The sequence below is a fragment of the Pusillimonas sp. ANT_WB101 genome (assembly GCF_008369125.1).
Lineage (GTDB): Bacteria > Pseudomonadota > Gammaproteobacteria > Burkholderiales > Burkholderiaceae_B > Allopusillimonas.
This window is the reverse complement of the sequence record NZ_VOAY01000004.1, coordinates 261,909-287,024: the sequence shown is the minus strand read 5'-3', so window position 1 is coordinate 287,024 and position 25,116 is coordinate 261,909. Positions and strand designations below refer to the sequence as shown.

The window sequence follows — 25,116 nt, the reverse complement described above, 5'->3', positions numbered from 1 at the left end:
GAATTGGATGTGTTTACTGGAAATCGCAGAATGAGTCAGATCGACGAGTTAGTTCAGATGCTGGGGCAGCCATATGTGCTGGTGGGGGCAGAAGCCGAGTCTTATGTCACCGATTGGCGCGGGCGATATCAGGGTGCGGCCCTGGCTGTCGTCAAGCCTGGCTCGACCGAAGAAGTAGCCGAGGTGGTTCGCTGGTGCGTGGCGCATAAAGTGCCCATGGTGCCGCAAGGCGGCAATACTGGCCTGTGCGGCGGTGCCACCCCCGACGACAAAGGCAATGCAGTCGTTATTTCGCTGCAGCGGCTTAACGCCATTCGTGGTGTTGACACCGATAATGACACTATGGTCGTCGAGGCTGGGTGTATTCTGCAGGCCGTCCAGCAGGCAGCCCGCGATGTAGACCGCCTGTTTCCGCTTAGCCTGGCAGCAGAAGGCAGCTGCACCATAGGTGGCAATCTGGCTACAAACGCCGGGGGCACACAAGTGCTGCGCTATGGCAATACCCGAGAGCTAGTTCTGGGCGTCGAAGTGGTGACGGCCGATGGCGACATATGGCATGGGTTGCGCGGCCTGCGCAAAGACAATACCGGTTACGACCTGCGCGATCTGTACATCGGCAGTGAGGGCACGCTGGGCATTATTACGGCAGCCACGGTCAAGCTGTATCCGCTTCCGGTCGCACAATGCACCGCACTGCTGGCCCTGGCCTCGGTCGAAGACGCTGTCACCGTACTTTCTGCTGCACAAAAAGGCTTTGGCGCCTCGCTCACCGGTTTTGAGTTAATCGCTGGCAATTGCCTGAAAGGCGTGGTTTCCTGCTACCCCGAGCAACGTATTCCATTTGAAGGCGCGTCGGCCGGCTTGCCCTGGTATGCCTTGCTCGAGCTTTCCGACAGCGAAAGCGCAGAGCATGCCCGCGAGCGATTCGAAACCGTTGTCGGAGCAACCATAGAGGCTGGCTTGGTACAAGATGCGGTCATTGCAGAAAGCATTACGCAAAGCAAGGCCTTGTGGCATTTGCGTGAAAGCATTCCGCTGGCAGAAAAGGCGTTTGGCAAAAGCATCAAGCACGACGTTTCCATTCCGGTGTCGCGCATGGCTGAGTTTGTTCGCGTTACCAATGCGGCGCTGCAAGCGCATTTTCCGGGCATTGAACACGTTATCTTTGGTCATCTGGGCGATGGCAACTTGCACTACAACGTTGCACGTGGCCAGGCTTACAGTGAAGAAGAACTGCTGGAGCGCCAGTACGAGATCTACGAACTGGTGCACGAAAGCGTACACCAGTTTAGCGGGTCGATCAGTGCCGAGCACGGGGTAGGGCAGCTTAAGCGCGACGCCTTGCCTCGCTATAAAGACCCCATCGAAATGGCGCTTATGCGTCGGATCAAAGACGTGCTTGATCCGCATGGCCTCATGAACCCCGGCAAAGTACTTGTCACAGCTAGCTAGCCAGTTAATGGCCAGGGCCTGGTGGCCCTGGCCGTTTGTTAAGGCCGCGCGGGCGGCTTACTGGGCGACAGGAAGCACGGTTCCGCTGCATTCGCCCAGGCTGATGGTGGGGTAGCCAGGCTTGCTGCACTGTGCGCGCAAAATGATCTCATCTTGATCTTCCAGAAATACGCGCTCTTCACCCCATGGTAGCTTTATAGGGTTTTTGCCGCCGGCGTTCAGTTCCAGCAACGAACCCTCTGCGCCTTTTTCGGGGCCCGAGAGCGTGCCGGTACCGAGCAAATCACCGGGTTGCAGATTGCAGCCGTTCACGGTGTGATGTGCAATCAGCTGGCTAATGCTCCAGTAAGCAGCGTCTTTAAAATTGCTGCGTGCCAGTGAAGCGGGCTCGGCTTGCTGGGCACGCGAGGCCTGCGTCGTTAGCAGCACTTCCAGTTCAATGTCGAAGGCACCGGCATCCTGATTGGCCTGAGAGTTCAGATAAGGCAGCGGCTGAGGTTCGGCATCGCCACGCACAAATGGGGCGCGAAACGGCGCGAGTGCCTCAAGGGTGACGATCCAGGGTGAAATGGTGGTGGCAAAGTTTTTAGCCAGAAACGGGCCCAGAGGCTGGTATTCCCACGCCTGAAGGTCACGGGCCGACCAGTCGTTCAACACGCACACGCCAAATACATGGCCCTCGGCCTGGTCTATGGGTATGCGCTTGCCTTGCTGGTTACCCTCACCAACAAAAATACCCAGCTCAAGCTCGAAATCCAGCCGCTTGCATGCCTCGAAGCCGGGCTCTGCGCCTTCCGAAGCAGGGCGCGTCTGGCCCATGGGACGCGCGAAGTGCTGGCCTGAAACCCCAATGCTGGATGCTCTGCCATGATAGCCAATGGGCACCCACTTATAGTTGGGCAGCAAGGGATTGTCTGGCCTGAACTGCTTGCCCACTGCCGTGGCGTGGTGCAGAGAGATGTAAAAGTCTGTGTAATCGCCAATGCGAGCCGGCACGGCCATTTCGGCATGGCTCATAGGGGTAAGCAGTGGCTCAAGCTGACTTTGCAGGGGCGAGCCGCTGCGCAGCGCACGAGAAAGCCCAAGACGCAGCGCCGACCAGTGTTTTTGCCCCAATGCCATCAGGCCATTGAGTGTGTTGCTGCGGCAGGCGTCCAGTGCCTGCCCCGCTTCATCAGCAAAAGGGCGCAGACCCGCAAGCACGGCAAGATCAATAACCTGGTCGCCAATGGCAACGCCGGGCCGGAAGTTGCGCGAACCCGCCTGAGCGCGAAAAACGCCGAAAGGAAGATTCTGTATTGGGAAACCATTGTTTTGTTCGTTGGCAGAAGTAACCCAGCTTTGCAGCGCAGGGTCATGTGTTTCGTTCAGATAAGACATCGGCAATCCAGCGAAGAGTGAGTCGGTTGTCGGCCCGGTCGTGACAGAGATCAGGGCCGGTCGGGGTTGAAATGCTTCGTGAACCCGCCCCAGACATCGTCGTAGCCTGCCTGCAAGGTGGCGGCTGCGAGTGCTGCCGCGGCGGGTCGGATGACGCGGCGTGTTTCAAACATGAATGCCATCGTATCCCGGATGTAGTCGGGCTTGCCAGTGTCGGCGGTGCTGGCTTTCTCAAAGGTTGTGGCGTCGGGGCCATGCGCCGACATGCAGTTATGCAGACTGGCGCCGCCTGGCACAAAACCCTCGGCCTTGGCATCATAGACGCCCTGAATCAGCCCCATGAATTCGCTGGCATAGTTGCGATGAAACCATGGGGGCCTGAACGTGTTTTCCATGACCAGCACACGCGGCGGAAAAATCGCAAAATCTACGTTGGCGGCGCCCGGCGTGTCGGAGGGCGAGGTTAATACAGTAAAAATGCAGGGGTCAGGGTGGTCGTAGCTGATTGAACCCATGGCATTGAAACGGCGCAAATCATACTTGCAGGGGGCGTAGTTGCCATGCCAGGCTACGACGTCAAACGGTGAATGTTCCAGCGTGGTGCGCCAGAAGCCGCCCGTAAACTTGGCAATCAGTTCGCAGGGGCCTTCGATGTCTTCATACCAGGCCACGGGTATCTGAAAATCACGCACATTGGCCAGGCCGTTGGACCCAATGGGCCCAAGCTCAGGCAGACGCAGGTGGGCGCCAAAGTTTTCCAGCATATAACCTCGCGCCTGGCCGTCCGGCAGCTCGACGCGAAATCGCACCCCGCGCGGAATAATAGCAATCTCGCAAGGCTCAACATCAAGCAGGCCCATCTCAGTGACAAGGCGCAAACGGCCTTGCTGCGGCACCACCAGCATTTCGGCATCGGCATTGTAAAAGGCGCGCTGTGTCATGGACTGGTTCGCGGCATAAAGCTGTATGCCAATGCCTGCCTGCTCTTCGCTGTGGCCATTACCTGCCCAGGTATGCATGCCGCTGACAAAGTCTGTCGGGGCGTCAGGCATAGGCAGCGGATTCCAGCGCAAGCGGTTAGGGGTTACTGGCCCCGATCCAAAGCTTGCCGTCCACGAAGGTGCAATATTGCAGGCCTCGAACGCACCCTGCTGGGCCGAGGGCCGTATGCGATAAAGCCATGAGCGCCTGTTTTCAGCGCGTGACATGGTAAAGGCTGTGCCAGTGAGTTGCTCGGCGTAAAGTCCATAGGAACAGACTTGCGGCGAGTTTCGGCCGACTGGCAGAGCACCAGGCAACGCTTCGGTAGCGCAATGGTTGCCAAACCCGCTCTGGTAATCAAGTGTGGTCATCGTGGTTTTCCTTGGGGCTGCCGCTTCTGCTTACTTGCTGCCGTTTGTTGCTTTCTGACGTGGCGATTGACGTTGAACAAGCAGGCATTGGCCGTTGATACACCTGGCTTGCAAAAGATTTCGCTGCATTGCGCAAGGTGTTTGATGCCTAAAACTATAGTTTAATGTTTGTTTATGTGCAACGTGTTCGTTATAGACGAATGTTAAATGCGCGACAATCAGAACTCACAAGACAATAGGGAATGGCACAGCGATCGGGAGTCACACGCCAACCAGTAATCGTACAGCGATTAATTTTTGCCTTTGCACAGCAAAGTCATAAGTTTGGATTTAGGCGTGCAGTCGGGGTGGGCGGGGGTAAAGGCTATCGGCGTTGACAGGTTGGACAGTAATAGGTGGCCCGCTGCCCCTGAATAATGCGGCGTATGGGCGTTTCGCAGATGGGGCAGGGCTTGCCAGCGTGGTCGTAAACTGCTGCGTGCAGGCTGAAGTAGGCACCCGCTTCGCCCGTGGCGTTTACGTAGTCGCGCAGCGTGCTGCCGCCCGACTCCAGTGCTTGTGTCAAAGTTTGGCGTATGGCCACCGCAAGGGTTTCGCAGCGTGCCAGCGAAAGTGAGCCCGACTGTGCTTTAGGGTTGATGCGCGCCTTGAACAACGCCTCAGAGGCATAAATGTTGCCAACGCCCACCACAATATGGCCCGCGAGCAGGGCTTGTTTTATGGCCTGGGTTTTGCCCTTTAAGCCTTGATGCAGAAGCTTGCCGGTAAAGCCGGGGTCAAAAGGTTCTATGCCCAGTTTGGCCAGCAGGGGGTGGCTTTCTAGCGGGCCATCAGCCAGGTCATGCCACAATACAGCACCAAAACGACGCGGGTCATGCAGCAAGAAACGGGCATCGCCGAATACCCACTCGACATGATCATGCTTGAGTCGAGGTTGATCAAGCGGGGCGCGCCTGATTGACCCCGACATGCCGAGATGCACGATTTGCGTGCCGTGGGCGAAGTTTAAAAGCAGGTATTTGCCGCGACGTTCACAACTCACTACCTGATGTCCGGTGATCGTGGCCTCCATGTCGGCAGGAATGGGCCAGCGCATGCGTGACTCGTAAACGCTGAAGCGTTCGAGCACGCGACCAGTCATTATCGTAGCGATTCCGCGACGTGTTGTTTCAACTTCTGGTAGTTCTGGCATAAGGGGGTGATAACATCGTGTTCCGACTATGTAATTTTGCTATCTGACGCTAACCATGGCTCAGCGACGACGGTTTTTCTGAATGAAATTTTCAAATCCTCTGCTGTACGCGGTATGCCTGTCTGCTGTTTTTCATTGGCCGGCGGCTGCACAGCCCACGTCAGACGACAAGCTAGAACAGGTTGAGCAGATCCGGCTGCACGCTGGTGAGTTGCCTTCGGTCACGCTCACGCCCGACCTATTGTATCGTCTGCTGGCAGCCGAACTCGCCGCGTCCCAAGGCCAGTATGACCTGGCAGGGCAGACGCTGCTTGATCTTGCTATCGAAACCTCTGACCCGAGGCTGGCCAAGCGGGCGTTTCAGTTTGCCATGATTGATCGAAATCTGGCGCGCGCTTTAGCAGCTGCGCGCCAGTGGGCACTGCTTGCACCCAAAGACCCCGAGGCTGTTGCATCGTCGCTGGCCCTTGCTGCTTCCAGCGGCCAGACTGCGGGGTTGGCCAATGCGCTCTGGCAGCGCATCGATAAAGCCGAAGACAAAGACCGTGCTGTGGCGCAGGCGTCTGCCATAATCGGCAAAATGCCCGACAAGCGGTTGGCCCTGGAAGTGCTTGAAAAAGCGTTGCATCCATCGGTCATGGGTATGCCCTCAGCCCATCTGGCGTTGTCGGATGCCGCCTGGGCTGCCTCCGACCCAGATCGCGCCCTGAAAGAGGCGCGCAAAGCCCAAGAACTTGATCCTGATTCAGGGCTCGCCGCTCAGCGTATTCTTGAATATGGCTTGCAGGCTGACCCAGAGTTAGCGCTTAAAGAAACGCGCGAATTTGTGCAAACTCATCCTGACTCCCGCGATGTGCAGCTACTGTTCGTCAATCGCCTGGTAGAACGGCGCGAGTTTGATGAGGCCTTGCGGCAGGTGGCAATTATGCGCCGCAATGCACCAGAAGACTTTGATCTGCTGTACACCGAGGCCGAAGTTAATATTCGCGCGGCCCACTACGATCAGGCTCGCAAGCTGCTCGAAGAATACATTGCGGTGCAGAACCAGCGTCGCTTGTCCATACGGGACAAGGCCAGCAATGCAATGTCTGATGCCTCCGACGCGCGCCTGCTGCTGGTGCAGATCGCCGAGCGCCAAAATAACCTCAAAGAGGCCATTGCACAGCTTGAGCTAATCGACGACCCGTCGCTCAGGTTTCAGGCACAGGTGCACAAAGCGGTTTTACAGGCGCGTATGGGTAGCCTTGATGAAGCGCGCCGCAGCCTTGACCGGCTACACCCCCGCGACACACATGAACGCTCAGTGCTGGCATTGACACTGGCCTCTATTTACCGTGAGGCAGGCCGAACCGACACCGCCGTCGAAGTGCTCGTCAAGGCCGACAAAGAAATTCCTGATTCCACCGAAATCAAATACGACCTGGCCATGCTCTATGAAAGACAGGGTCGTATGGAAGACTTCGAAACGTTAATGAGGCGCGTCATTGAGCTTGATCCCAATAATGCCAATGCGTATAACTCGTTGGGCTACACCTACGCCGACCAGAACCGCAAGCTCGATGAGGCGCAAGATTTGCTAGAACGCGCGCTCGACCTTGATCCAGACAATCCGTTCATACTTGATAGCGTAGGCTGGTATTTTTATCGCACCGGCGATTACGAGGCCGCCATCGAATACCTTAAGCGCTCACTCAGCCAAATGGATTCAATCGAAGTGGTGGCTCATCTGGGTGAAGTGCTGTGGGTCAGCGGGCGTCGCGACGAGGCCATGAAAGTATGGAGCAAGGCGGCTTCGACCGCGTCTGACAATGAAGTATTGCAAGAAACGCTGAAGCGCCTGGGGGTTAAGCTTAAATGATCACACGCTTAACGGTACGCCTCGGCCTCCATGGCGAGGCCGGTTTAGATGACCAACGCCTGGCGCCCGGGGCGTCTCTAAAATCTGGCAAAGTCTCTTCAGCCATCTGGCCCAGCTTCTTTAGCGGGCAGGGGTTCAGAGGGCGTCGTGCCTGGCTTTGCGCCGGCGCCGCTGCATTGTTGCTCAGTGCCTGCGCCACACCACAAAAAATAAGTGGGCTTGGTGAAGGCCCCGCATTTGAACGAGCCGGGCGTTTCGCCCTCAATGTCAGTAATGCCAACGGCCAGCGTGAAGCCCTTCAGGGCGGTTTTGCCTGGCGCGATACCGGGCGCCTGCTTGTGCTCGATCTTGCAAACCCGTTGGGCAGCATTCTGGCGCGTATCGACGTGAGTCCGTCCAGCGCCACCCTTACGCGCAGCGATGGGCGAATTGAGCAGGCCCCAAACCCCGACGCCTTGGTCGAAGAGGTATTGGGCAGCCCCATGCCGGTCAGGGGCTTGCGTGGCTGGCTTCAGGGCCAGGTCGGTGACTCGGCCGTCAGCGAGCTCAAGAAAGATGAAGAAGGCCATATCAGCGGTTTTACGCAAGATGGCTGGCGTGTGCGGCTGTCACGTTATGACGCTGAAGGCCCGAGGCTGTTGCAAATGAATCGTAGCGATACCAGCCGCGATATCAGTGTGCGGCTGGTTGTCGACGAAAGCTGAGCGTGCGGGCATGGAACTGCACGATGTGCCGGCACCGGCAAAGATAAACCTGTTTCTGCATGTCACTGGCCGCCGCAGCGATGGCTACCATTTGCTGCAGACGGCATTTCGCTTTATTGGCGTGTACGACACGCTCTCGTTTGATACGCGGCGCGACGGGCAGGTTGTGCGTGAGGGCGAGGGGCTGTCGGGGCTGGCTGCCGAAGACGATCTGGTTGTCCGCGCTGCGCGTACGCTGCAGCGTGCCACCGGAACGCACCAGGGCGTACAGATCCGCTATACCAAACGCATCCCCTCGGGTGCTGGCCTTGGCGGGGGGTCCAGTGACGCCGCCTCCACGCTTATTGCGCTTAACCGCCTATGGGGCACCGGGCTAGACCGTCAGCAGTTGATGGCGCTGGGCAGTACGTTGGGGGCTGATGTGCCCGTATTCATCTATGGCCAGCCGGCATTTGCGACGGGCATCGGTGATGTTTTCGCGCCACTGTCGTTGCCTGACAACGCTTATGTTGTGGTTCAACCGCCGCAAACTGTCTCCACGGCAAGTGTATTTTCGTCACCCGATTTGACAAGAGATTCAGCTTGCGTCAAAATGCTGTTCTTTACTGAATGGCTTAACAAAAACGAGCCGCTTAACGGTTACCGTGAAGGCGGGTTTTTTGGTCGTAATGACCTAGAGCCAGTTGTTTTTGCAAAGTATCCGCAGATACAGGCTGCCGCAAGGTGGTTGGGTCAGCAGGGTGTTAATGCAAGAATGAGCGGGTCAGGTGCGTGTCTGTTTGTCGAGTTTGTAACCATCGCACAAGCAGCAACGTTTCAGGCCCGAATTTTTGGTAATATAGACAGCCGCGAAAGCGGCAACGTAGCGGTAATCCGTAACGCTTGGGTTTGCCCAGGTTTACATGATCACCCTCTACGGCACTGGATTAGCAGTTAGAATTGGGGAATCGCCAAGCTGGTTAAGGCACAGGGTTTTGATCCCTGCATGCGAAGGTTCGAATCCTTCTTCCCCAGCCACTTTCCAAGCCTTTTGGCTTGCTGTTAACTACAAGCTGTTGAGTCGGCCCTCAAGGTGCTGTTCAACAGCTTTGTTGTTTAACGCAACGCATCGACCATCCGCCATGTCAAACGACCGCTTCATGATTTTTACCGGCACTGCTAACACTCGCTTAGCTGTCGATGTAGCAAATCACCTCGACATGTCGCTCGGGAAAATGACAGTAGGTCGTTTTTCAGACGGCGAAGTAATGGTGGAGGTCAATCAGAACGTTCGCGGCAAAGACGTGTTCGTCCTTCAACCCACGTGTGCTCCCACCAATGACAACCTCATGGAAGTCATGGTCATGGTTGACGCACTGCGCCGGGCATCTGCAGGCCGAATCACCGCCGCCATCCCCTATTTTGGTTACGCCCGTCAAGATCGCCGTCCTCGTTCGGCCCGTGTCGCCATCTCGGCCAAGATCGTGGCCAACATGCTGCAGGTCGTGGGCGTTGACCGCGTCATGACCATGGATCTTCACGCTGACCAGATCCAGGGCTTCTTCGATATCCCTGTTGATAACGTTTATGCCGGCCCAATCTTGCTGGGCGATATCTGGCGCCGTAACTACCGTGATCTCGTGGTGGTGTCGCCTGATATCGGCGGTGTTGTGCGTGCACGCGCACTAGCCAAGCAGCTTGAGGCTGATCTGGCCATTATCGACAAACGTCGTCCGCGCGCCAATGTGTCTGAAGTCATGAATATCATCGGCGACATTGATGGCCGTACCTGTATCATCATGGACGACATGGTTGATACCGCAGGCACTCTGTGCAAGGCCGCGCAAGCGCTCAAAGAGCGTGGGGCCGTCTCTGTGTATGCCTATTGCACGCACCCTGTACTGTCAGGCGGAGCCGTTCAGCGCATACTTGAGTCAGAACTTGACGAGCTGGTTGTCACCGACACCATACCGCTGTCAGAGGCCGCGCGTCAGTGCAGCAAAATCCGCCAGCTGTCCTGTGCGTCACTTTTGGGCGAGACCATGCTTCGCATATCCAACGCCGAGTCGGTCAGCTCACTGTTCGTCGAATAAACCTGTTTTCGCCATCTGCTGGTCGCGGCAGATGGCAATCTTGCGCAGCCTAAGGCTGCGTTCTACCAACAAGGCTATCTGCCTTCTGTTATTTGGAGTTTTTCCATGCAATTTAATGCCACTTCGCGCAGCGTCAAGGGTACGAGTGCGAGCCGCCGCCTACGCCGCGCTGGCCGTGTGCCGGGTATTGTCTACGGTGGTAAAGACGACGCCATCAGCGTCGAATTCGACCACAACGAAATCTTCCACGCTCTGCGCAAAGAAGAGTTCCACGCTTCCATTCTCGACATGAAACTTGACGGTAAAGGTAAAGGCCAGCCCGTGCTGCTGCGCGCCGTTCAATGGCACCCTTACAAGGCGTTGGTGCTGCATGTTGACTTCCAGCGTGTCGATGCTAAACAAACCCTCACCACTAAAGTGCCCCTGCACTTCATCAACGGTGATCTCTCGCCTGCCGTCAAGCTTGAAGCCCAGATCATCAGCCAGGTGCTGACCGAGCTCGAGATCACTTGCCTGCCCTCCGATCTGCCCCAGTCCATTCAGGTTGATCTTGCTAACATGCCTGCTGGTGGCAATATTTACCTGTCAGACTTGGTGCTGCCTGAAGGCGTTACGCATACCGTTCACGGTGCGGAAGACGACCTGGTCATTGCTGCTGCATTGGCCAAGAAAGGCGCCGGTACTGCCGCTGCTGATGGCGAAGAGGCCGAAGGCGAAGCTGGCGAAAACAGCGCCGAGTAAGCTGTTGTCGCCGGGCCAGGCGCTGTTTCTTCGGGGCCAGCGCCTGTCTTTCAAAACCCCTGTCAGGCCATTGCGGCCAACAGGGGTTTTTTGTGTAGACTCTGACTATGACCACGCAAGCCATACGTCTTATCATTGGCCTGGGCAACCCCGGGCCCGAGTACGAAGTTACCCGACATAACGCGGGTTTCTGGCTGGCCGATCACCTGGCCGATGATCTCAAGGCTTCGTTCTCGCTTGAGAAAGCTTTTTCCGCCTGGGTTGCTAAAGCAAGGTTCGATGGCGAAGCCGTGATTCTTTCTAAACCGACCACCTTCATGAATAAGTCGGGTCAGGCAGCCGGTGCCTTAATGCGGTTTTACAAACTGGCACCTGAACAGGTGCTTGTGCTGCACGACGAACTTGATTTGATGCCCGGGCAAGCCAAGCTCAAGCGCGGGGGAGGGCATGCTGGCCATAATGGCTTGCGTGATATTCAGTCCGCCTTCGGCAGCAGTGATTTCTGGCGCTTGCGCTTAGGCATCGGGCATCCGCGTTCGCTAGGGCTCAATCAGCAAGTTGTCAATTTTGTACTTGGCGCGCCACGCCGCGAAGAGCAAACTGAAATCGAAAAAGTAATTGATCGTTGTCGGGCTGTGTTACCCGCGCTGCTACGAGGTGAGTTTGTTCAGGCGACCAATCAATTGCATGAGGGTAATCGTGGTTGACCGGGCAGGTCTGGCAGCCTGTATGATTTGCCCGTCTCTGAGTACTATTGCAGCGCCGTCCTGGCGGTATGCCGACTCTGTCAGGGGGCTAGCATGACTGTAGATTCACCCGTATTGGTTAAAACGCCCACGCCGCGGTTTCGCGATGAATTCGCCGATTTCGCTCGATTTGTGGTGCGGCCAAGCTTCACTCCCCGCCTGCCTCCCCGTGAAATCGAAAATGGGTGGATACAAGACTGGTTTCCTTCCGTCCCGCTCGTGGGCCTATTCAAATGGGCCCTGTTTCTATGGGTAGTCAACCTGATCCTGTTCGGGCCTATAGCTGTGTGGGCGGCCACTTCCAGCGGTGCGACCCACAGGCTGGACGTTTACAATATGCCCTGGTTGCAGGCATTGATCTGGGCTCCCATCGTCGAAGAGCTGGTTTTTCGCTATGGCATGCGGCGCCCAGCCTACGCGTGGTGGCTGGCTCCCATTGCTACGGTGGCAATGCTGCTGGGGCCGAAGTGGCCTGGTATCCTGTTGATTGCCGCCGTACTCGTAATGTGCTGGGCTCCGTATTTATCAGGAGCCAAATGGGCCAGACGCTCAACGCCCTGGCGCTGGCGGCTATATTATCGGCGCGCCTTTCCGGTGGTGTTTCATCTGGCATCGCTTTTGTTTGCCGCCGTGCATCTTTACAACTTCAAGCTTCATCATACGGCGTGGTGGTTGTTGCCGCTGCTGGTATTGCCGCAGTGGCTGACCGGCCTGGTGCTGGGTTGGCAGCGATGCCGGCGAGGCATAGGCGCGTCCATGCTGCTGCACTGTATTTTTAATTCTGGTCCGCTACTGGTCGTATGGATATTGCTGCAAGTTGCGGGAGACGCGCTGACCTAAGGGTTCCAGCAAGTGTCTTGCCGTTGTTCGGGGCAGCATAGCCTGCTGCCGTGCTCGCGGCAAATCTGCCAGCGAACTACTACAATAGCTTCTTTTCGAAATATTCTTTATTTTTCAGGATACTCATGGCTCTGCAATGTGGCATCGTTGGCTTGCCCAACGTCGGGAAATCTACGCTCTTTAACGCCCTGACCAAGGCTGGCATTGCCGCCGAGAACTACCCCTTTTGCACTATCGAGCCTAACGTTGGCGTCGTTGAGGTGCCCGATGCGCGTTTGACGGCACTTGCCGAAATCGTCAAGCCTGAGCGCATTCTGCCCGCCGTGGTCGAATTCGTTGACATCGCTGGTCTGGTTGCCGGTGCGTCCAAAGGTGAGGGCCTGGGTAACCAGTTTCTGGCCAACATCCGTGAAACCGATGCCATTGTGCACGTCGTACGCTGCTTTGAAGACGAGAACGTCATTCACGTGGCCGGTCGTGTAAACCCAGTGTCTGATATTGAAGTTATCAATACCGAGTTGGCCCTGGCTGATCTGGCCACGGCTGAAAAGGCATTGCACCGCAATCAGAAAACCGCGCGTGCGGGTGATAAAGAGGGCATCAAGATTGTTGCCATCCTTGAAAAAATCATTCCGGTACTTAACGAGGCACGCCCGGTGCGCTCGCTGGACCTCGACGACGACGACAAAGCGCTTATCAAACAGTTTTGCTTTATCACTGCAAAACGCAGCATGTATGTCGCCAACGTGCGTGAAGATGGGTTCGAAAACAACCCCCACCTCGATGCAGTGCGTAAGTACGCAGAGGCTGAAAATGCACCCGTAGTTGCCGTATGTGCTGCCGTCGAAGCCGAGATCGCCGAGCTTGATGACGAGGACAAACTCGAATTTCTGCAAGACATGGGCATGGAAGAGCCTGGCCTGAACCGCGTTATTCGTGCGGCCTACTCGCTGCTCGGTTTACAAACATACTTTACGGCAGGTGTAAAAGAAGTGCGCGCCTGGACCATCCGCATTGGCGACACTGCACCCAATGCCGCCGGCGTCATCCACACCGACTTTGAACGTGGTTTCATCCGTGCGCAAACCATTGCTTATGACGACTTTATTGCCTGCAAAGGCGAGCAGGGCGCCAAAGAGGCCGGCAAGATGCGTGCAGAAGGCAAAGAGTATGTGGTTAAAGATGGCGACGTGCTGAATTTTTTGTTTAACGTCTGACCTGTGGGGCTTGTTGCCCCTTTGTGTGCGGTTCCATTGTCGTTTGCCTTTGCCAAGGATGGGAGACTGAGAATCGGGTAATCAATGAGTAAATGGGGTGATTTTTAATTTTATTACTCGTCTTTTTATGAAGACTCATACGTATCTTCCTTCCGGTCAGCTTTATCAGCCCTGCAAAGCCGACCTGTGCTAGGTTCAAGAAAAGGGCAGTCAAAGTCATGGCACTCAGGCGCCCACGCTGCGCTCACTGGGCGAGTGTCTGGGCAAGTAAAAGTGCTGCGCCGTGCAGTCGCCCGAAACCCTCAAGGGTCTGAGCCAGGTCGCGGTGATAGAGTCAACCGAATCATCCAATCGCCTGCAAGGCGTCGTTGTCGCGCCCTCACTTCGCCGACATGGACACCGAAATAACCACTCTCGAAAACCGCCGCCCCAAGACCTGCGCCCTCAAGCAGGCCGTGACGCAGGAACTGCTGGCAGGCAGAGCGCAATTAATACGTGTCGCTGGCGAAGCGTGGTGGTTGCAAGCCGTACTTCGATCATCATGTCTTCAAGATCGTCGAGACTCTTGATAAAATTCCGTTCACATTCAAGACAGCGAAAACTGAGTAATACGAAATCGCCGCTACCTAGATAGCGGCATGGAGCGATCTGCTGCGTGGCAAAGGAGCTGTCTCCGATGAGATGATCGTGCATGAGGTGCTGCACAAATGGCACGAAGAGACGCAGGGGATACCTGAAGATCGCTGGCGAAGGCTGTTAATTGGATGCGAGAAAAGGTTTCGCTTCCAAAGGAATGACGGTGCTATGACTGACAAACCAATCTCCTTGATCCCCGTCCCGCAAGGCTATGCAGATTGGCTAGTCGATTTAAAGGGTCGCATTCATACCGCGCAGCAGCGGGCGGCGCTGGCGGCCAATCGGGAGCTGGTGGGGCTTTACTGGCAGATCGGTCGCGACATCCTGGAGCGGCAGGCAGAGCAGGGCTGGGGCGCAAAGGTGATCGAGCGGCTGTCGCATGACCTGCGTACCGCCTTCCCGGAAATGAAGGGTTTTTCACCGCGAAACCTCAAGTATATGCGGGCGTTTGCCGAAGCCTGGCCGGACGAATCATTTGTGCAAGAGGTGCTTGCACAATTGCCCTGGTATCACCAGTTGGCCTTGCTGGACAAACTGCCTGGCCCGCAAACTCGTAAGTGGTATGCGGCCAAGGCCATCGAGCACAACTGGTCGCGCAACGTGCTGGTGATGCAGATCGAGTCCCGGCTGTTGGAGCGCAACGGCCAGGCAGTCACCAACTTCCCGACTACGTTGCCTGCGCCGCAATCTGATTTGGCTCGTGAGTCGATCAAGGATCCGTACCGTTTTGATTTTCTCGGTCTGACCGACGAGGCACAGGAAAGGGAGATCGAGGGTGCGCTGATCAGGCACGTTACCGAATTTTTGTTGGAGCTCGGCGCAGGTTTCGCTTTCGTGGGGCGACAGGTGTTGCTGAACGTGGGTCGTGACGAGTTCTTCATCGACTTGCTGTTTTACCACCTCAAGCTGCGCTGCTATGTGGTGATCGAGCTGAAGGGTGGAAAGTTCAAGCCTGAGCACTTGGGACAACTGAGCTTCTACCTGACGGCGGTGGACACGCAAATAAAGCGCCCAGACGACAGCCCCACCATCGGCCTGTTGTTATGCAAAGGCAAAAACAAGGTGGTGGCTGAATACGCGCTGCGCAATAACGCTCAGCCACTAGGTGTGGCTGAGTACCAATTGGTCGAGTCGCTTCCCGCCGAACTGCAGACCAGCTTGCCTAGTATTGAGCAGATCGAAAGAGAGCTGGGTAACTCCATGAGCAAGGGTGCCGAGGAATGATGCGCTGGGCCTGCGCTACGGCGTCACCGGCACGCCGGAATAGTTCTTGATGCAGTGGAAAGGCCAGCAACTAACTGCTGCAGCGGCGGCGCCTTTCCATATTTTTCGGCCGTTCATGTAATTGCGTCGCGTCATTTTCTTGCACATGGTCACTTGTAGGGAATTAATTTCTACAAACAAGGGTTTTGCGTGTAAACAAGACAATAATTTTTTAAGCTTAAAGAATTAAAATAGTGATATTGCCATTCAAGACGCTGTTATAAAACTCATGAAAAATTTCTCTCAGCTTTTTACCAAACACCCGAGCTCTGTCGGTGAATCCTACCTGCAACACATGAAGGTGTCGTTTTCTTTCGCGCTGACCATGCTGGGTAGTGGTGCGGCCGCCATCGTTCATGGTGTTTTGCCTTTTTGCTTTGTGAAAACTGGCAGTACGAATATCACCAATTTGTACAAAAGAATGGTCGCGCATCGTGACAGCCGTGTAGGTTAGTTATTGCCAGCCTTACAGTGGATGTTGCACTGATCACCCACGTTACGTGCACCATTGAGACGATATTGTGCAGCGGCTTTATGAAGAAGCGCTAGGACGCTTCTTCTCACTGTCGCTCAGTGCGGGCGACGTTAACAGAAGGCAAGGTATGATGGTTATCGCCTTCGCATAGCGTTGGCGCTTATGACAGCCACCACGTATTTGATGCGTTTGGCGCGCCAGATATCTTCGGCCTCAAAGTCAGCGGGCTGTCAAAAAAAAACTATCTGATCAAAAGGCTTTCCTGTCATGAGCGACCTCCACAACCGTATTTCTGCCAGTTTCGATGCGCAGGGCTTGATGGCCACACTGGGCGCACAGCTTGTCCTGGTCGAAGAGGGTGAGGTGCAGATCGCATTACCGTTTTCGAAGGGGCTTTCGCAGCAACATGGTTACGTTCATGCGGGTGCGATTACCAGTGTGGTGGACAGCGCCTGCGGGTATGCCGCATTGAGCATGGCGCCACCCGGGTACGAGGTGGTTACCGCCGAGTTCAAAATAAATTTCATGCGGCCCGCCATGGGTGACCGGTTTGTCGCCATTGGCAAAGTAATCAATGCAGGCAAACTGCTCACCGTTTGTGCTGGAGAAGTCCATGCCTATTCTGGCTCTACGGTTAAAGTAATCGCAGCCATGCAAGCGACCATTGTGAATGTGCATCGTTGAACAACAAAACGGTCAAACGAAAAGCTTGTTCAAACACCAGCCAAAGAGATAAAGACCAGATAAGCGTGCTCTTATAGAGCGTAAACGCGGGTGCAGTGACTCGGAATTCGTTTCTGGACGGCCTGTTGAGCCCTATATATCTGCTAGCTATTTATAAACCCTTATTCAATAATGGCTTCACAAGCATTCAGGCCTAAAATAGTCCACAATAAACGTTTTTCGTTTTGACTAGCCTGGATCCATCAATGACTCGTATTGTCCTGTTTGAAAACATCCACCCCAGCGCCAAAGAAGTCTTCAACGCCGCCGGTTTTGACAACGTCGTAACGCATGCTTCTGCACTGTCTTCCGAGCAATTGCGTGAAGCGGTTCGCGGCGCACATGTGTTGGGTATTCGTTCCCGCACGCAGCTTGACGCGGCTGTGCTCGCCGAAGCTACTGACTTGCGTGTTGTAGGGTGTTTCTGCATCGGGACCAATCAGGTCGATCTTGAATCCGCCATGTTGCGTGGCGTGCCGGTTTTTAATGCGCCATTTTCCAATACCCGTTCGGTCGCCGAATTGGTGCTGGGTGAAGCCATTTTGCTGTTGCGCCGCATCCCTGAAAAAAACGACCGTGTACATCAGGGCTTCTGGGACAAAACTGCAGACGGTGCCTTCGAAGCGCGCGGTAAAACCTTGGGTATCATCGGGTACGGCAATATTGGTTCACAAGTGGGCACACTCGCCGAAGCCGCGGGCATGCGCGTTATTTTTCATGACGTCGAAGCCAAACTGCCCCTGGGCAACGCACGTGCCACAACCTCACTCAAAAAATTCCTGGCTCAGGCCGATGTGGTGACGCTGCATGTGCCGGGTGGTAAAGCCACTGAAAACATCATGGATGCAGAAGCCATCGCCTCCATGAAGAAAGGCGCTATCCTTATCAACGCCTCGCGAGGTTCGGTGGTCGACATTGACGCACTCAATAACGCGCTAGATTCCGGCCATCTGTCAGGGGCCGCCATAGACGTGTTCCCCGTCGAACCCAAAAGCCGTGACGAAGCCCTTAAAAGCCCATTAATCGGCAAGCGCAACGTCATCCTTACCCCGCACATTGGCGGCAGCACGCAAGAGTCCCAAGAAAACATCGGCCGCGAAGTCGCCGAAAAACTTTGCCATTTTCTGCTCAGCGGCACCACAAAAGGCGCTGTCAACTTCCCCGAAATCTCATACCAGCCCACCATGGGAACCGCCCGTATCCTGCACGTTCACCGCAACCTGCCAGGCGCCATGGGTACCCTCAGCAACCTGATGGCCGAGCACGGGCTCAACATTCTCAGCCAGCAACTGCAGACCAAAGGCCAAATCGGTTACGTCATCTCCGACGTCGAAGGCAAGGTTGACGACACCGTTGTCTCAGTGCTTAGAGCGCACCCGATCACCGTGCGTTGCAATATCGTTTAATCTGGCGAGCGGCAAATATGCCGCTCCGTTAGTTTTGTAGGTTCGTGCTCAACAAGGTACTGGCGTCGCAATAGTGGCGTCAGAACTTGATCATTGTGCGCCTACAGAAGCCAGCGGCGCGAGTGCCCCGTAAAAATCGTACGATCGGGCACCCGCCGCAACTAAACTGTTACGCGCTCCGAAAAGCTCATTGCAGTTACCTTTTAAGGAAGTTGCCCCTGCGCCTAAGTACAAGCGCTCCGGGCCCGACCCGCTTCTGTTGTCAGACAGAGGGGTGCTCATGAAAAAGATCGTGCAACAGCCCGCTACACAGCCATAAATATCGTCCGACATCAACTTGACTCGACTCGACTCGCAAGCGTCAACACCAACACCAACACTAACCTGGCCTTGTGGCTGACGCTGAGCATAGCGAAGATCACCACATACTAAGTAATAAAAATCTGCAAAGCGCCGCGGACCAGTGCCCTGAGCGCCATTTGAGCGTGCCGTCAGGAAGGTCTTGGATCAGGGGCCTGAGAGGGCGTGCTGTCTGAGTCCAAAACAGTCCGGGGGACTGTTTTGGACGAGTTCACGCCCGTCCCCTGAGACAGGGCCTTCCTGACGGGCAGCCCCGCAGGGGCCGCGCGATTTGGCGCTCAGGGCACTGGTCCGCGGCGCGACTGAAGAACCCAACCGCTGCGGCTCTGCAAAGAGCACACGATTTAGTGCAAAGGGCGCAGGCTACACGCCCTAGCTCGCGCGCGAATTAAGAAACCAACCGCTGCAGGCGCCCAGCAAAGACCATACGATTTAATGCTCAGGGCACAGGGCACTGGCCCGCGCGCGAATTAAGAAACCAAATATGGCAGCCTCACAAGAAAGAGCGCCCACAAAAAAAGCGCCACCAAAAGGCAGCGCCATAAAACCTCATCATCAAGCCCTCAGCCAGCCGAAAAACCAACCCTACTTGGTAACCCCACGCCGAGCCTCAAAAACCACAGGCACCTCAAACGTTGCCGGCGTAACCAACACATCAGCCAGCGTAAACCCATCAAGATGCTGCAAAAACGCCACCAGAGCCCCGTCAAGAATCGACCGCACCCCACAGCGCCCCGTCAGACTGCACTGGTTTGCATCCGTATAACACTCAACCAGTGCAAGATCATTTTCAGTGTCGCGCACCACCGCACCCAGATTAATTTGCTCAGCGGGCATGGCAAGCCGCATACCGCCATTCTTGCCCCGCACCGTTTCCAGCCACCCCCGCTGAGCCAACCTATGCGTAATCTTCATCAAATGCGGCTCTGAAATACCATAGGCCCGAGCAATCTCGGCAATGGTACACAACCGGTCGGGGCGCTCGCCCACATACATGAGCAGGCGCATCGCATAATCCGTCATCATGGTCAGCCGCATATTGACACCTTAGAGAGCTGCATAATTGCTACTACTTGGCCGCCTTGGCCTTGAGCACCGCATCAGGCCGCGGGCGGATCAACATAGGCACGAACCGCCACAAATAAAGACCCATGCATACGATCCAGCATGCGGCAGAAGCATGCAACAGCATCAGCGTGACGCTTGATGGCCACAAAGCCGCCAGACGCAGCGCCACGGCCGCAATCATCAGGTAATAACTGAGCAGCATGCTGGCATCAAGCGCCAACGGCCTGCCAAGATGGCCCAACGCCGTGCGTGTAAGCATGCCAATAATCAGAATGCAGAACCCGCCCATGCCGATAATATGTACATGTGTTGCGCTTCGGCCCAACGGGCTACTGGCGCCAATACCCGCCATGTGCGCGGCTGCACATATCAGACCGATACCGATCATTGCGTAGCCCAGGTACAGAATCCATAACATAGGCTTGTGCAGCACTGAAAACGGCTTCCAGTGAGCAAGCTGCCACAGACTGATCAAACCCGTAATAGCAAGCGACAGCGCCATGGCCCAGCTCAGGCCCACCAAACTGAACACAATAGCCGCCACACCAAAACCCAGTTGGTATTTGCCGCTGCCAACCAGCATGGGCAGCTTCAGCTCAGGCACCATGCGCATGGAGAAGAAGGGAATAACCCGGCGTGCAATCAATAGGGCGACCACAGCCATGGCGATCAAGCCTTGATTAAAGTGCTCGATGAGAAGAACATAATCGCCATTTTTTGCTGCCGAAAGATACAGCACATTGGCCACGCCCAAGCCGAGCACCAGCAGAGGCAGGCCATAGTTGCGACGGCTTTTGCCTTTGATGACCACCCTTAGCAGGCTGAGTGCACTGATAAGGAAAAAGGCAGACTCACTGATCACACCCACCGTGAAGGCCGTATCGCCGCCGGTCAGGTAGGCAATGCGTGCGATCAGCCAAAGAATGCACACCAGACCCAGCGGGGCGCCTTTCAGCGGGTTGAAACCCGTCCAGGTTGCACTGGCAGTAAGCAAAAAACCCAGTGCAATCGTAACGATAAAGCCCCACAGCATTTCGTGGGCGTGCCACGCAACGCCCCACATTGGTGCAGGGATCAGTTGTGGCGCGAAAATCCAGATTGCGATGGAAACGAGCGCCCAGACAACACCCGCAATATAAAGCGGGCGAAAACCGAGGCTGAGGAAGGTGGTCAGGTCGGGCCGCGCCACACCAGCTTGGCGCTCCTGGGGGTGGATGAGTTCAGCCATTATGAAGATCCTTGGGCATGCTGTCAGGGTTGTTATTCATTTGATAGCCAAACCACAGGCTGCGGGCAATACGATGCGCGGCCTCTTCGGCGCGCTCGGCAAACAGCCGATTTGGCAAGGTTTCTGTGGTGTCATGAAAAAGCTGAAGCCAGCGTACAAACATGTCGGCGTCGAGGCCGGGCAAGGCTACATGCTTGGGCATGGGGGCACCGCTATACGTGCCACTGCCGATCAGTACTGACGACCAGAACCGCACCATGATTGTCAGGTGAGTGTCCCAGTCGTGGATGGCGTCGTTGAAAACAGGGCCTATGAGGGGGTCAGCGCGAACTTTGTCGTAAAACGAGTAAACAAGCGTAGTGATTTCTGCTTCGGTGCAGAGTTCGGATCGGGACATCGAGAAGCTTCCGGGTAGCCTAGAAATAGTGGGGACAAGATGTTTTCGAGTGAAAACGGCTTTAAAGATTCATTTTATATATATCTTATAGAAAGCCGTCTTCACCGTCAATGGTAGCCTGTAAGAAATACGCGTGAAAGCAGAGCTTGCGTCGCCCAGTTGGCCGTCATACTATTTTCTTTTTATTCCATCAAGCAGGAGTACGCCATGTCTGTAGCCATCAGGGCGCTGACCGATACCTTTGCGGTCGCCCCGCAATTAGGGCCAGACGATATGCCCGACGTCGCCAATGCAGGTTTCAGAAGCGTAATTATCAATCGGCCCGACCTTGAAGGCGGGCCCGACCAGCCGCTGTCAGCTGACGTGATAAAGGCCGCGCAGGCCGCAGGCCTGCAAATTGAGTATCAGCCTGTTGTAAGCGGTGCCATGACGTATGATGATGTCGAGTGCTTTGCCAAGTTGCTCAAGCAGCTTCCCGAGCCTGTGCTGGCGTATTGCCGTTCGGGGGCACGCTGCACTGCGTTGTTTGAAGCCGCGCGGCAAATCAATGCAAACAAGTCATAATAAGCAAATTGTCTGATGCATATCAGCACAGGTGTATATACCAAGTGTTATTAATTACACTTGACGTTAATCTTTGGGGCCAAGCAACACATGGGGACTACAAGCATGTTCAAAAGAATTTTAATTCCGACTGATGGTTCTGCACTGTCAGCACAAGCAGCTAACAAAGGCGTCTCCTTCGCCCGTGAAACGGGCGCCGAAGTCGTGGCTGTGTACGTTACCCAACCGTTCGCCGCAACGGTCGGTTTCGATGGCATGGCAGCCGCCTATGCCATTACTGACGAAGACTACGATAAAACGGCCCAGCAACAGGCGCAAAAATACCTCCAGTCTGTGCTTGATCGGGCTGAGACGGCAGGCGTCAAGGCCACAGGCAAGGCCGTGTCCAACTTTAACGTAGCAGATGGCATTGTGCAGACAGCCACCGAAGAAGATTGCGATCTGATCTTTATCGGCAGTCACGGTCGCAGCGGTCTTTCGCGTTTGCTACTGGGCAGTGTCACCATTAAGGTGCTCAGCCTGGCCAAGACGGCGGTACTGGTTTACCGGGTGAAAGAGTCCTCCTGATCGGGCACTAACCTGCTGCAAAAAAAGCCACCGTGTAAATCGGTGGCTTTTTTTTGCAGGCTTGCTGCGTGTCAGGCAGTGCCCACGCCGCCGGGCTCAAGCCCCGCAAGAGGCCAGCCCGGCGGTATGCAGGTTATTGAAATAACGCCGTAGCCTTCAGCATGGTTTCCCAGATGCCCCAAACCAGCGGTATGCCTACATAAAGCCAAAACATTGCTACCAATGCAGGTGGGCTTGTAGTTGTTTGTGTTGTCATGAATATGCTCCTTTATTCGGCAGCCAGGATGGGCTTGAGGCTGGGTTGTTCTTCGCCCATGTGATGGTGGGCGGCTACCGGGCGTACCATCATGTTGCAGAGAAACCCGATAATCAGTAGCCCAGCCATGATGTACATAGTGGTGGTATAGGCTTGTGCGGGCGGTACCCCACTATCTACCTGATATTGGCGAATGTAATTTACCAGCACCGGGCCAAAAACACCTGCTGCCGACCATGCTGTCAGCAGACGGCCGTGGATGCCGCCTACAAAACGGGTGCCAAACAGATCGGCCAGATAGGCCGGCACTGTCGAAAACCCGCCGCCGTACATCGATATGATGATGGCGTAGAACAATACAAACAGTGCCACATTACCTGCCGACCCCATGCCTGGCACCATAAAGTAAAGCGCTGCGCCCAAGACGAAAAAAATGTAATAGGTGTTTTTGCGGCCCACGTAGTCAGAAACCGATGCCCAGAAAAAACGCCCCAGCATGTTGGCCAATGACAGTACACCCACAAAGCCTGCGGCAGCAGCCGGCGTAATGCCGCCCTTAAAACTCTCCTGGATCATGACTGAGGCCTGACCCAACACACCTATGCCAGCGGTTACGTTCAGGCATAGTGCCCACCAGATCAGCCAGAACTGAGGCGTTCTCAGGGCCTGGTCAATATGAACATGATTGCGTGTGATCATCGCATTCTGTGTGACCGGAGGCGTCCAGCCTTCAGGCTTCCAGTTAGCGGCAGGAATGCGCACGGCCAGCGAACCGATGGTCATGGAAATAAAATACAGCACGCCCATCACGACGAACGTTTGGGCCACGCCTACCGATGTGGACGACTGAAAATGGTTCATCATGGCGACCGACAGGGGTGAGGCAATAAATGCTCCGCCTCCGAACCCCATGATCGCCATGCCCGTTGCCATGCCTCGCCGGTCAGGAAACCATTTGATCAGCGTAGAAACAGGCGATACATAGCCTATGCCCAAGCCTATACCGCCCAGCACACCGTACCCTAGATAAACCAGCCATATCTGATGCAATGAAATGCCGACTGCCGAGACCAGAAAGCCGCCGCCGAAGCAGCATGCGGCCACAAACATGGCCTTGCGCGGTCCGACTTCCTCCAGCCACTTGCCGGCAAATGCCGCAGACAGCCCGAGAAAAACGATGGCAATGCTGAAGATCCAGCCCAGTGTCGGCAAATCCCAGTCGCCCGGCGCAGACTCCGAGATACCGACAAGGCGTGTCATGGGACCATTGAATACTGAAAATGCGTAGGCCTGGCCAATGCATAGGTGTACAGCGAGTGCAGCGGGTGGGATCATCCATCGGTTAAAGCCAGGAGGCGCAGTTATGCGTTCCTTGCTGAAAAAACCTGCTGTGCGATCTGTGCTCATGTTGTCTCCTTGTTGCTGAGGGGGCAGCGTTTATTAATACAGAGTGCAGAAAAAGTGGTGGTGCAACTAAAAACTCAGTGGGTTGATGTTTGTTTGGGGGTTAATCTCTCCCTGTTCTTGAGCAGTGACTCGAGTACGATTGCGTCCAGGCCCGCCTCCTCCGACTGGCCGTCAGGTCTGGCCTTGATGAACGCCAGCATGGCAATGCGCATGCGGGGTTCCCAGAATTTGTGAATATGATTGGCGATGCCTTCAATGGCTTCGTCATGGCGGGGCATTGCTTCGAAGAATGCGCCGATGCGGTTGGCCAGACGGATAAGATGGTCGATATTGTTCATGTCGTACTCCCATGACTGATCAGGAATTCTGGGTGGCTGTAAACGGTAAACGCGTTGCCGCGGGCAAAGCCTGCAAGCATGACGTTAAGGTCGTTGGCCAGGGCACAGGCATAGGTGGTGGGTGCTGATACGGCAATTAGCGCAGACATTCCCATGGCGGCAGCCTTTTGCACCATTTCAAAGCTTGCGCGGCTTGATATCACGGCAAACCCTGAGGCAGGGTCGATCGCCTCGCGTAATAGGTGACCGATAAGCTTGTCCAGGGCATTGTGTCGGCCTACATCTTCCCTCACATAAAGCAACTGCCCGTCGAGCGATGCCCAGCCGGCGGCGTGTGTGGCACCCGTTTCCTGATGCAGAGGCTGTTGCGCGCGAAGTTGCGCCACAGCATCAAGAATGGCGCGGGTGGATACCCATTCGTGCCGGGCTTGTACGGCCGGTAGTACGCGCCGGACCTCGCCCAGGCTTTCCACACCGCACAGCCCGCAACCCGTGCGGCCGGCAAGGTTTCGGCGCCGCATTTTCAGTTTGTGCAAGCAGGCACTGGCTATTTGCGCCTGAATAACAATGCCTTCAGGGCGTTCGGAGAGTTCGATGTCATACAGATCATCGGCGCTGTGGATAATGCCTTCGGTCAGTGAAAACCCCAGAGCAAAGTCTTCGAGGTCAGTTGGCGTAGCCAGAAGCGTGGCATGGCTGATGCCATTGAACTCAAGAGCGACCGCAACTTCCCGGGCTAGTCTGTCATCTTCCAGATGGAATTTATTTTGCTCCGCCGAGCCTATGCGTACTACCACCGCAGATTCGCTGCCTTCATAGCAGGCGATTTCAGCGGGGTAGGCGCAGGGTAGGGGTTCAGGCATAGGTGTCATGT

The 25,116-nt window shown here is 55.6% G+C and carries 26 protein-coding genes, 1 tRNA gene and 1 pseudogene; 17 read left to right on the top strand and 11 right to left on the bottom strand.

Annotated elements, in window-relative coordinates:
- Window positions 1-30 precede the first annotated feature (30 nt).
- Window positions 31-1,452 carry an FAD-binding oxidoreductase gene (locus tag FQ179_RS17475; protein ID WP_149398598.1) on the top strand — a complete coding sequence of 474 codons (1,422 nt, stop codon included), beginning with the start codon at window positions 31-33 and terminating at the stop codon, window positions 1,450-1,452.
- 57 nt (window positions 1,453-1,509) lie between these two features.
- Here the strand turns inward: FQ179_RS17475 and fahA are convergent, their stop codons facing one another.
- From fahA to mutM, 3 genes are all read right to left on the bottom strand, one after another.
- Window positions 1,510-2,832, bottom strand: a complete 1,323-nt coding sequence (fahA, locus tag FQ179_RS17470) for a fumarylacetoacetase (protein WP_149398597.1) — start codon at window positions 2,830-2,832, stop codon at window positions 1,510-1,512.
- Between the two features lie 50 nt (window positions 2,833-2,882).
- Entirely contained in the window at window positions 2,883-4,184 is a 1,302-nt protein-coding gene (gene hmgA / locus FQ179_RS17465) for a homogentisate 1,2-dioxygenase (protein ID WP_149398596.1), read from the bottom strand.
- Between the two features lie 364 nt (window positions 4,185-4,548).
- Window positions 4,549-5,376, bottom strand: a complete 828-nt coding sequence (gene mutM, locus FQ179_RS17460) for a bifunctional DNA-formamidopyrimidine glycosylase/DNA-(apurinic or apyrimidinic site) lyase (RefSeq protein WP_149398595.1) — start codon at window positions 5,374-5,376, stop codon at window positions 4,549-4,551.
- Between the two features lie 82 nt (window positions 5,377-5,458).
- Here mutM and FQ179_RS17455 point away from each other — a divergent pair, with 82 nt between their 5' ends.
- From FQ179_RS17455 to FQ179_RS22965, 10 genes and pseudogenes are all read left to right on the top strand, one after another.
- Entirely contained in the window at window positions 5,459-7,234 is a 1,776-nt protein-coding gene (locus tag FQ179_RS17455) for a tetratricopeptide repeat protein (protein ID WP_149398594.1), read from the top strand.
- Entirely contained in the window at window positions 7,231-7,938 is a 708-nt protein-coding gene (lolB, locus tag FQ179_RS17450) for a lipoprotein insertase outer membrane protein LolB (RefSeq protein WP_149398593.1), read from the top strand. Before FQ179_RS17455 ends, lolB begins: the two co-directional genes overlap by 4 nt.
- 10 nt (window positions 7,939-7,948) lie before the next feature.
- Complete coding sequence (gene ispE, locus FQ179_RS17445; RefSeq protein ID WP_149398592.1) at window positions 7,949-8,875, top strand: 4-(cytidine 5'-diphospho)-2-C-methyl-D-erythritol kinase; 927 nt, start codon at window positions 7,949-7,951, stop codon at window positions 8,873-8,875.
- Between the two features lie 3 nt (window positions 8,876-8,878).
- A tRNA-Gln gene (locus FQ179_RS17440) sits at window positions 8,879-8,955 on the top strand.
- Window positions 8,956-9,059: 104 nt separating this feature from the next.
- Entirely contained in the window at window positions 9,060-10,010 is a 951-nt protein-coding gene (locus tag FQ179_RS17435; RefSeq protein ID WP_180118603.1) for a ribose-phosphate pyrophosphokinase, read from the top strand.
- A gap of 105 nt (window positions 10,011-10,115) precedes the next feature.
- Window positions 10,116-10,751: a 50S ribosomal protein L25/general stress protein Ctc gene (locus FQ179_RS17430; RefSeq protein ID WP_149398591.1), complete on the top strand. Its 636-nt coding sequence runs from the start codon at window positions 10,116-10,118 to the stop codon at window positions 10,749-10,751.
- 107 nt (window positions 10,752-10,858) lie between these two features.
- A complete protein-coding gene (gene pth, locus FQ179_RS17425) occupies window positions 10,859-11,458 on the top strand; it encodes an aminoacyl-tRNA hydrolase (protein ID WP_149398590.1) in 600 nt (199 codons plus the stop codon).
- Between the two features lie 93 nt (window positions 11,459-11,551).
- Window positions 11,552-12,337 carry a type II CAAX prenyl endopeptidase Rce1 family protein gene (locus FQ179_RS17420; RefSeq protein WP_149398589.1) on the top strand — a complete coding sequence of 262 codons (786 nt, stop codon included), beginning with the start codon at window positions 11,552-11,554 and terminating at the stop codon, window positions 12,335-12,337.
- 125 nt (window positions 12,338-12,462) lie between these two features.
- Window positions 12,463-13,554 (top strand): redox-regulated ATPase YchF, encoded by a 1,092-nt coding sequence (gene ychF, locus FQ179_RS17415; protein WP_149398588.1) that lies wholly within the window; start codon window positions 12,463-12,465, stop codon window positions 13,552-13,554.
- 220 nt (window positions 13,555-13,774) lie between these two features.
- Window positions 13,775-13,936: pseudogene (locus FQ179_RS22965) on the top strand (cell filamentation protein Fic); the annotation flags it as partial.
- Between the two features lie 62 nt (window positions 13,937-13,998).
- Here FQ179_RS22965 and FQ179_RS22365 read toward each other — a convergent pair.
- Window positions 13,999-14,247 carry a hypothetical protein gene (locus FQ179_RS22365; protein WP_188074644.1) on the bottom strand — a complete coding sequence of 83 codons (249 nt, stop codon included), beginning with the start codon at window positions 14,245-14,247 and terminating at the stop codon, window positions 13,999-14,001.
- A gap of 111 nt (window positions 14,248-14,358) precedes the next feature.
- Here FQ179_RS22365 and FQ179_RS17400 point away from each other — a divergent pair, with 111 nt between their 5' ends.
- The 4 genes from FQ179_RS17400 to serA all read left to right on the top strand — a co-directional run bounded on the left by FQ179_RS17400 (window position 14,359) and on the right by serA (window position 18,057).
- On the top strand, window positions 14,359-15,414 hold the full coding sequence (locus FQ179_RS17400; RefSeq protein ID WP_149398587.1) for a YhcG family protein: 1,056 nt from the start codon (window positions 14,359-14,361) through the stop codon (window positions 15,412-15,414).
- A 268-nt stretch (window positions 15,415-15,682) separates the two neighbouring features.
- Window positions 15,683-15,907: a DUF6356 family protein gene (locus tag FQ179_RS22500; protein WP_149398586.1), complete on the top strand. Its 225-nt coding sequence runs from the start codon at window positions 15,683-15,685 to the stop codon at window positions 15,905-15,907.
- Window positions 15,908-16,195: 288 nt separating this feature from the next.
- Window positions 16,196-16,612: a PaaI family thioesterase gene (locus tag FQ179_RS17390; protein ID WP_149398585.1), complete on the top strand. Its 417-nt coding sequence runs from the start codon at window positions 16,196-16,198 to the stop codon at window positions 16,610-16,612.
- A gap of 224 nt (window positions 16,613-16,836) precedes the next feature.
- The gene (gene serA / locus FQ179_RS17385; RefSeq protein WP_255475045.1) at window positions 16,837-18,057 is read left to right on the top strand and encodes a phosphoglycerate dehydrogenase; all 1,221 of its coding nucleotides are present in this window, start codon (window positions 16,837-16,839) and stop codon (window positions 18,055-18,057) included.
- 945 nt (window positions 18,058-19,002) lie between these two features.
- Here serA and FQ179_RS17380 read toward each other — a convergent pair.
- Genes FQ179_RS17380 through FQ179_RS17370 form a run of 3 tightly spaced genes read right to left on the bottom strand, consistent with a single transcriptional unit; the run spans window position 19,003 to window position 21,110 of the window.
- Entirely contained in the window at window positions 19,003-19,455 is a 453-nt protein-coding gene (locus FQ179_RS17380) for an Rrf2 family transcriptional regulator (protein WP_149398583.1), read from the bottom strand.
- 31 nt (window positions 19,456-19,486) lie between these two features.
- On the bottom strand, window positions 19,487-20,713 hold the full coding sequence (locus FQ179_RS17375) for an NnrS family protein (protein WP_149398582.1): 1,227 nt from the start codon (window positions 20,711-20,713) through the stop codon (window positions 19,487-19,489).
- Window positions 20,706-21,110 (bottom strand): group III truncated hemoglobin, encoded by a 405-nt coding sequence (locus FQ179_RS17370; RefSeq protein ID WP_149398581.1) that lies wholly within the window; start codon window positions 21,108-21,110, stop codon window positions 20,706-20,708. The genes FQ179_RS17375 and FQ179_RS17370 overlap by 8 nt, the downstream gene beginning before the upstream one ends.
- 207 nt (window positions 21,111-21,317) lie before the next feature.
- Between FQ179_RS17370 and FQ179_RS17365 the strand changes: the two genes are divergently transcribed.
- Both FQ179_RS17365 and FQ179_RS17360 read left to right on the top strand, forming a co-directional pair.
- Window positions 21,318-21,674 carry a TIGR01244 family sulfur transferase gene (locus FQ179_RS17365; RefSeq protein ID WP_149398580.1) on the top strand — a complete coding sequence of 119 codons (357 nt, stop codon included), beginning with the start codon at window positions 21,318-21,320 and terminating at the stop codon, window positions 21,672-21,674.
- Between the two features lie 105 nt (window positions 21,675-21,779).
- Window positions 21,780-22,241: a universal stress protein gene (locus FQ179_RS17360; RefSeq protein ID WP_149398579.1), complete on the top strand. Its 462-nt coding sequence runs from the start codon at window positions 21,780-21,782 to the stop codon at window positions 22,239-22,241.
- 133 nt (window positions 22,242-22,374) lie between these two features.
- Here FQ179_RS17360 and FQ179_RS22495 read toward each other — a convergent pair whose 3' ends face one another.
- The 4 genes from FQ179_RS22495 to fdhD form a co-directional block, all read right to left on the bottom strand.
- On the bottom strand, window positions 22,375-22,497 hold the full coding sequence (locus FQ179_RS22495; RefSeq protein ID WP_223146288.1) for an oxalate:formate antiporter: 123 nt from the start codon (window positions 22,495-22,497) through the stop codon (window positions 22,375-22,377).
- Window positions 22,498-22,509: 12 nt separating this feature from the next.
- Window positions 22,510-23,904 carry an OFA family MFS transporter gene (locus FQ179_RS17355; protein ID WP_149398578.1) on the bottom strand — a complete coding sequence of 465 codons (1,395 nt, stop codon included), beginning with the start codon at window positions 23,902-23,904 and terminating at the stop codon, window positions 22,510-22,512.
- Window positions 23,905-23,978: 74 nt separating this feature from the next.
- Entirely contained in the window at window positions 23,979-24,242 is a 264-nt protein-coding gene (locus FQ179_RS17350; RefSeq protein ID WP_149398577.1) for a formate dehydrogenase subunit delta, read from the bottom strand.
- Window positions 24,239-25,114: a formate dehydrogenase accessory sulfurtransferase FdhD gene (fdhD, locus tag FQ179_RS17345; RefSeq protein WP_370459891.1), complete on the bottom strand. Its 876-nt coding sequence runs from the start codon at window positions 25,112-25,114 to the stop codon at window positions 24,239-24,241. The genes FQ179_RS17350 and fdhD overlap by 4 nt, the downstream gene beginning before the upstream one ends.
- Window positions 25,115-25,116: the final 2 nt, after the last annotated feature.

Excerpts from the sequence above, each read along its gene's own strand:
- ispE (WP_149398592.1), top strand. The coding sequence starts at position 7,949 with ATGGAACTGCACGATGTGCCGGCACCGGCAAAGATAAACCTGTTTCTG.
- FQ179_RS22500 (WP_149398586.1), top strand. The coding sequence starts at position 15,683 with ATGAAAAATTTCTCTCAGCTTTTTACCAAACACCCGAGCTCTGTCGGT.
- FQ179_RS17455 (WP_149398594.1), top strand. The coding sequence starts at position 5,459 with ATGAAATTTTCAAATCCTCTGCTGTACGCGGTATGCCTGTCTGCTGTT.
- FQ179_RS17365 (WP_149398580.1), top strand. The coding sequence starts at position 21,318 with ATGTCTGTAGCCATCAGGGCGCTGACCGATACCTTTGCGGTCGCCCCG.
- FQ179_RS22365 (WP_188074644.1), bottom strand. The coding sequence starts at position 14,247 with ATGCACGATCATCTCATCGGAGACAGCTCCTTTGCCACGCAGCAGATC.
- FQ179_RS22495 (WP_223146288.1), bottom strand. The coding sequence starts at position 22,497 with ATGACAACACAAACAACTACAAGCCCACCTGCATTGGTAGCAATGTTT.
- FQ179_RS17400 (WP_149398587.1), top strand. The coding sequence starts at position 14,359 with ATGACTGACAAACCAATCTCCTTGATCCCCGTCCCGCAAGGCTATGCA.
- FQ179_RS17475 (WP_149398598.1), top strand. The coding sequence starts at position 31 with ATGAGTCAGATCGACGAGTTAGTTCAGATGCTGGGGCAGCCATATGTG.
- FQ179_RS17390 (WP_149398585.1), top strand. The coding sequence starts at position 16,196 with ATGAGCGACCTCCACAACCGTATTTCTGCCAGTTTCGATGCGCAGGGC.
- FQ179_RS17435 (WP_180118603.1), top strand. The coding sequence starts at position 9,060 with ATGTCAAACGACCGCTTCATGATTTTTACCGGCACTGCTAACACTCGC.
- FQ179_RS17380 (WP_149398583.1), bottom strand. The coding sequence starts at position 19,455 with ATGCGGCTGACCATGATGACGGATTATGCGATGCGCCTGCTCATGTAT.
- FQ179_RS17370 (WP_149398581.1), bottom strand. The coding sequence starts at position 21,110 with ATGTCCCGATCCGAACTCTGCACCGAAGCAGAAATCACTACGCTTGTT.
- FQ179_RS17350 (WP_149398577.1), bottom strand. The coding sequence starts at position 24,242 with ATGAACAATATCGACCATCTTATCCGTCTGGCCAACCGCATCGGCGCA.
- FQ179_RS17360 (WP_149398579.1), top strand. The coding sequence starts at position 21,780 with ATGTTCAAAAGAATTTTAATTCCGACTGATGGTTCTGCACTGTCAGCA.
- lolB (WP_149398593.1), top strand. The coding sequence starts at position 7,231 with ATGATCACACGCTTAACGGTACGCCTCGGCCTCCATGGCGAGGCCGGT.
- ychF (WP_149398588.1), top strand. The coding sequence starts at position 12,463 with ATGGCTCTGCAATGTGGCATCGTTGGCTTGCCCAACGTCGGGAAATCT.
- pth (WP_149398590.1), top strand. The coding sequence starts at position 10,859 with ATGACCACGCAAGCCATACGTCTTATCATTGGCCTGGGCAACCCCGGG.
- FQ179_RS17375 (WP_149398582.1), bottom strand. The coding sequence starts at position 20,713 with ATGGCTGAACTCATCCACCCCCAGGAGCGCCAAGCTGGTGTGGCGCGG.
- FQ179_RS17430 (WP_149398591.1), top strand. The coding sequence starts at position 10,116 with ATGCAATTTAATGCCACTTCGCGCAGCGTCAAGGGTACGAGTGCGAGC.
- fdhD (WP_370459891.1), bottom strand. The coding sequence starts at position 25,114 with ATGACACCTATGCCTGAACCCCTACCCTGCGCCTACCCCGCTGAAATC.
- hmgA (WP_149398596.1), bottom strand. The coding sequence starts at position 4,184 with ATGACCACACTTGATTACCAGAGCGGGTTTGGCAACCATTGCGCTACC.
- FQ179_RS17420 (WP_149398589.1), top strand. The coding sequence starts at position 11,552 with ATGACTGTAGATTCACCCGTATTGGTTAAAACGCCCACGCCGCGGTTT.
- FQ179_RS17355 (WP_149398578.1), bottom strand. The coding sequence starts at position 23,904 with ATGAGCACAGATCGCACAGCAGGTTTTTTCAGCAAGGAACGCATAACT.
- mutM (WP_149398595.1), bottom strand. The coding sequence starts at position 5,376 with ATGCCAGAACTACCAGAAGTTGAAACAACACGTCGCGGAATCGCTACG.
- fahA (WP_149398597.1), bottom strand. The coding sequence starts at position 2,832 with ATGTCTTATCTGAACGAAACACATGACCCTGCGCTGCAAAGCTGGGTT.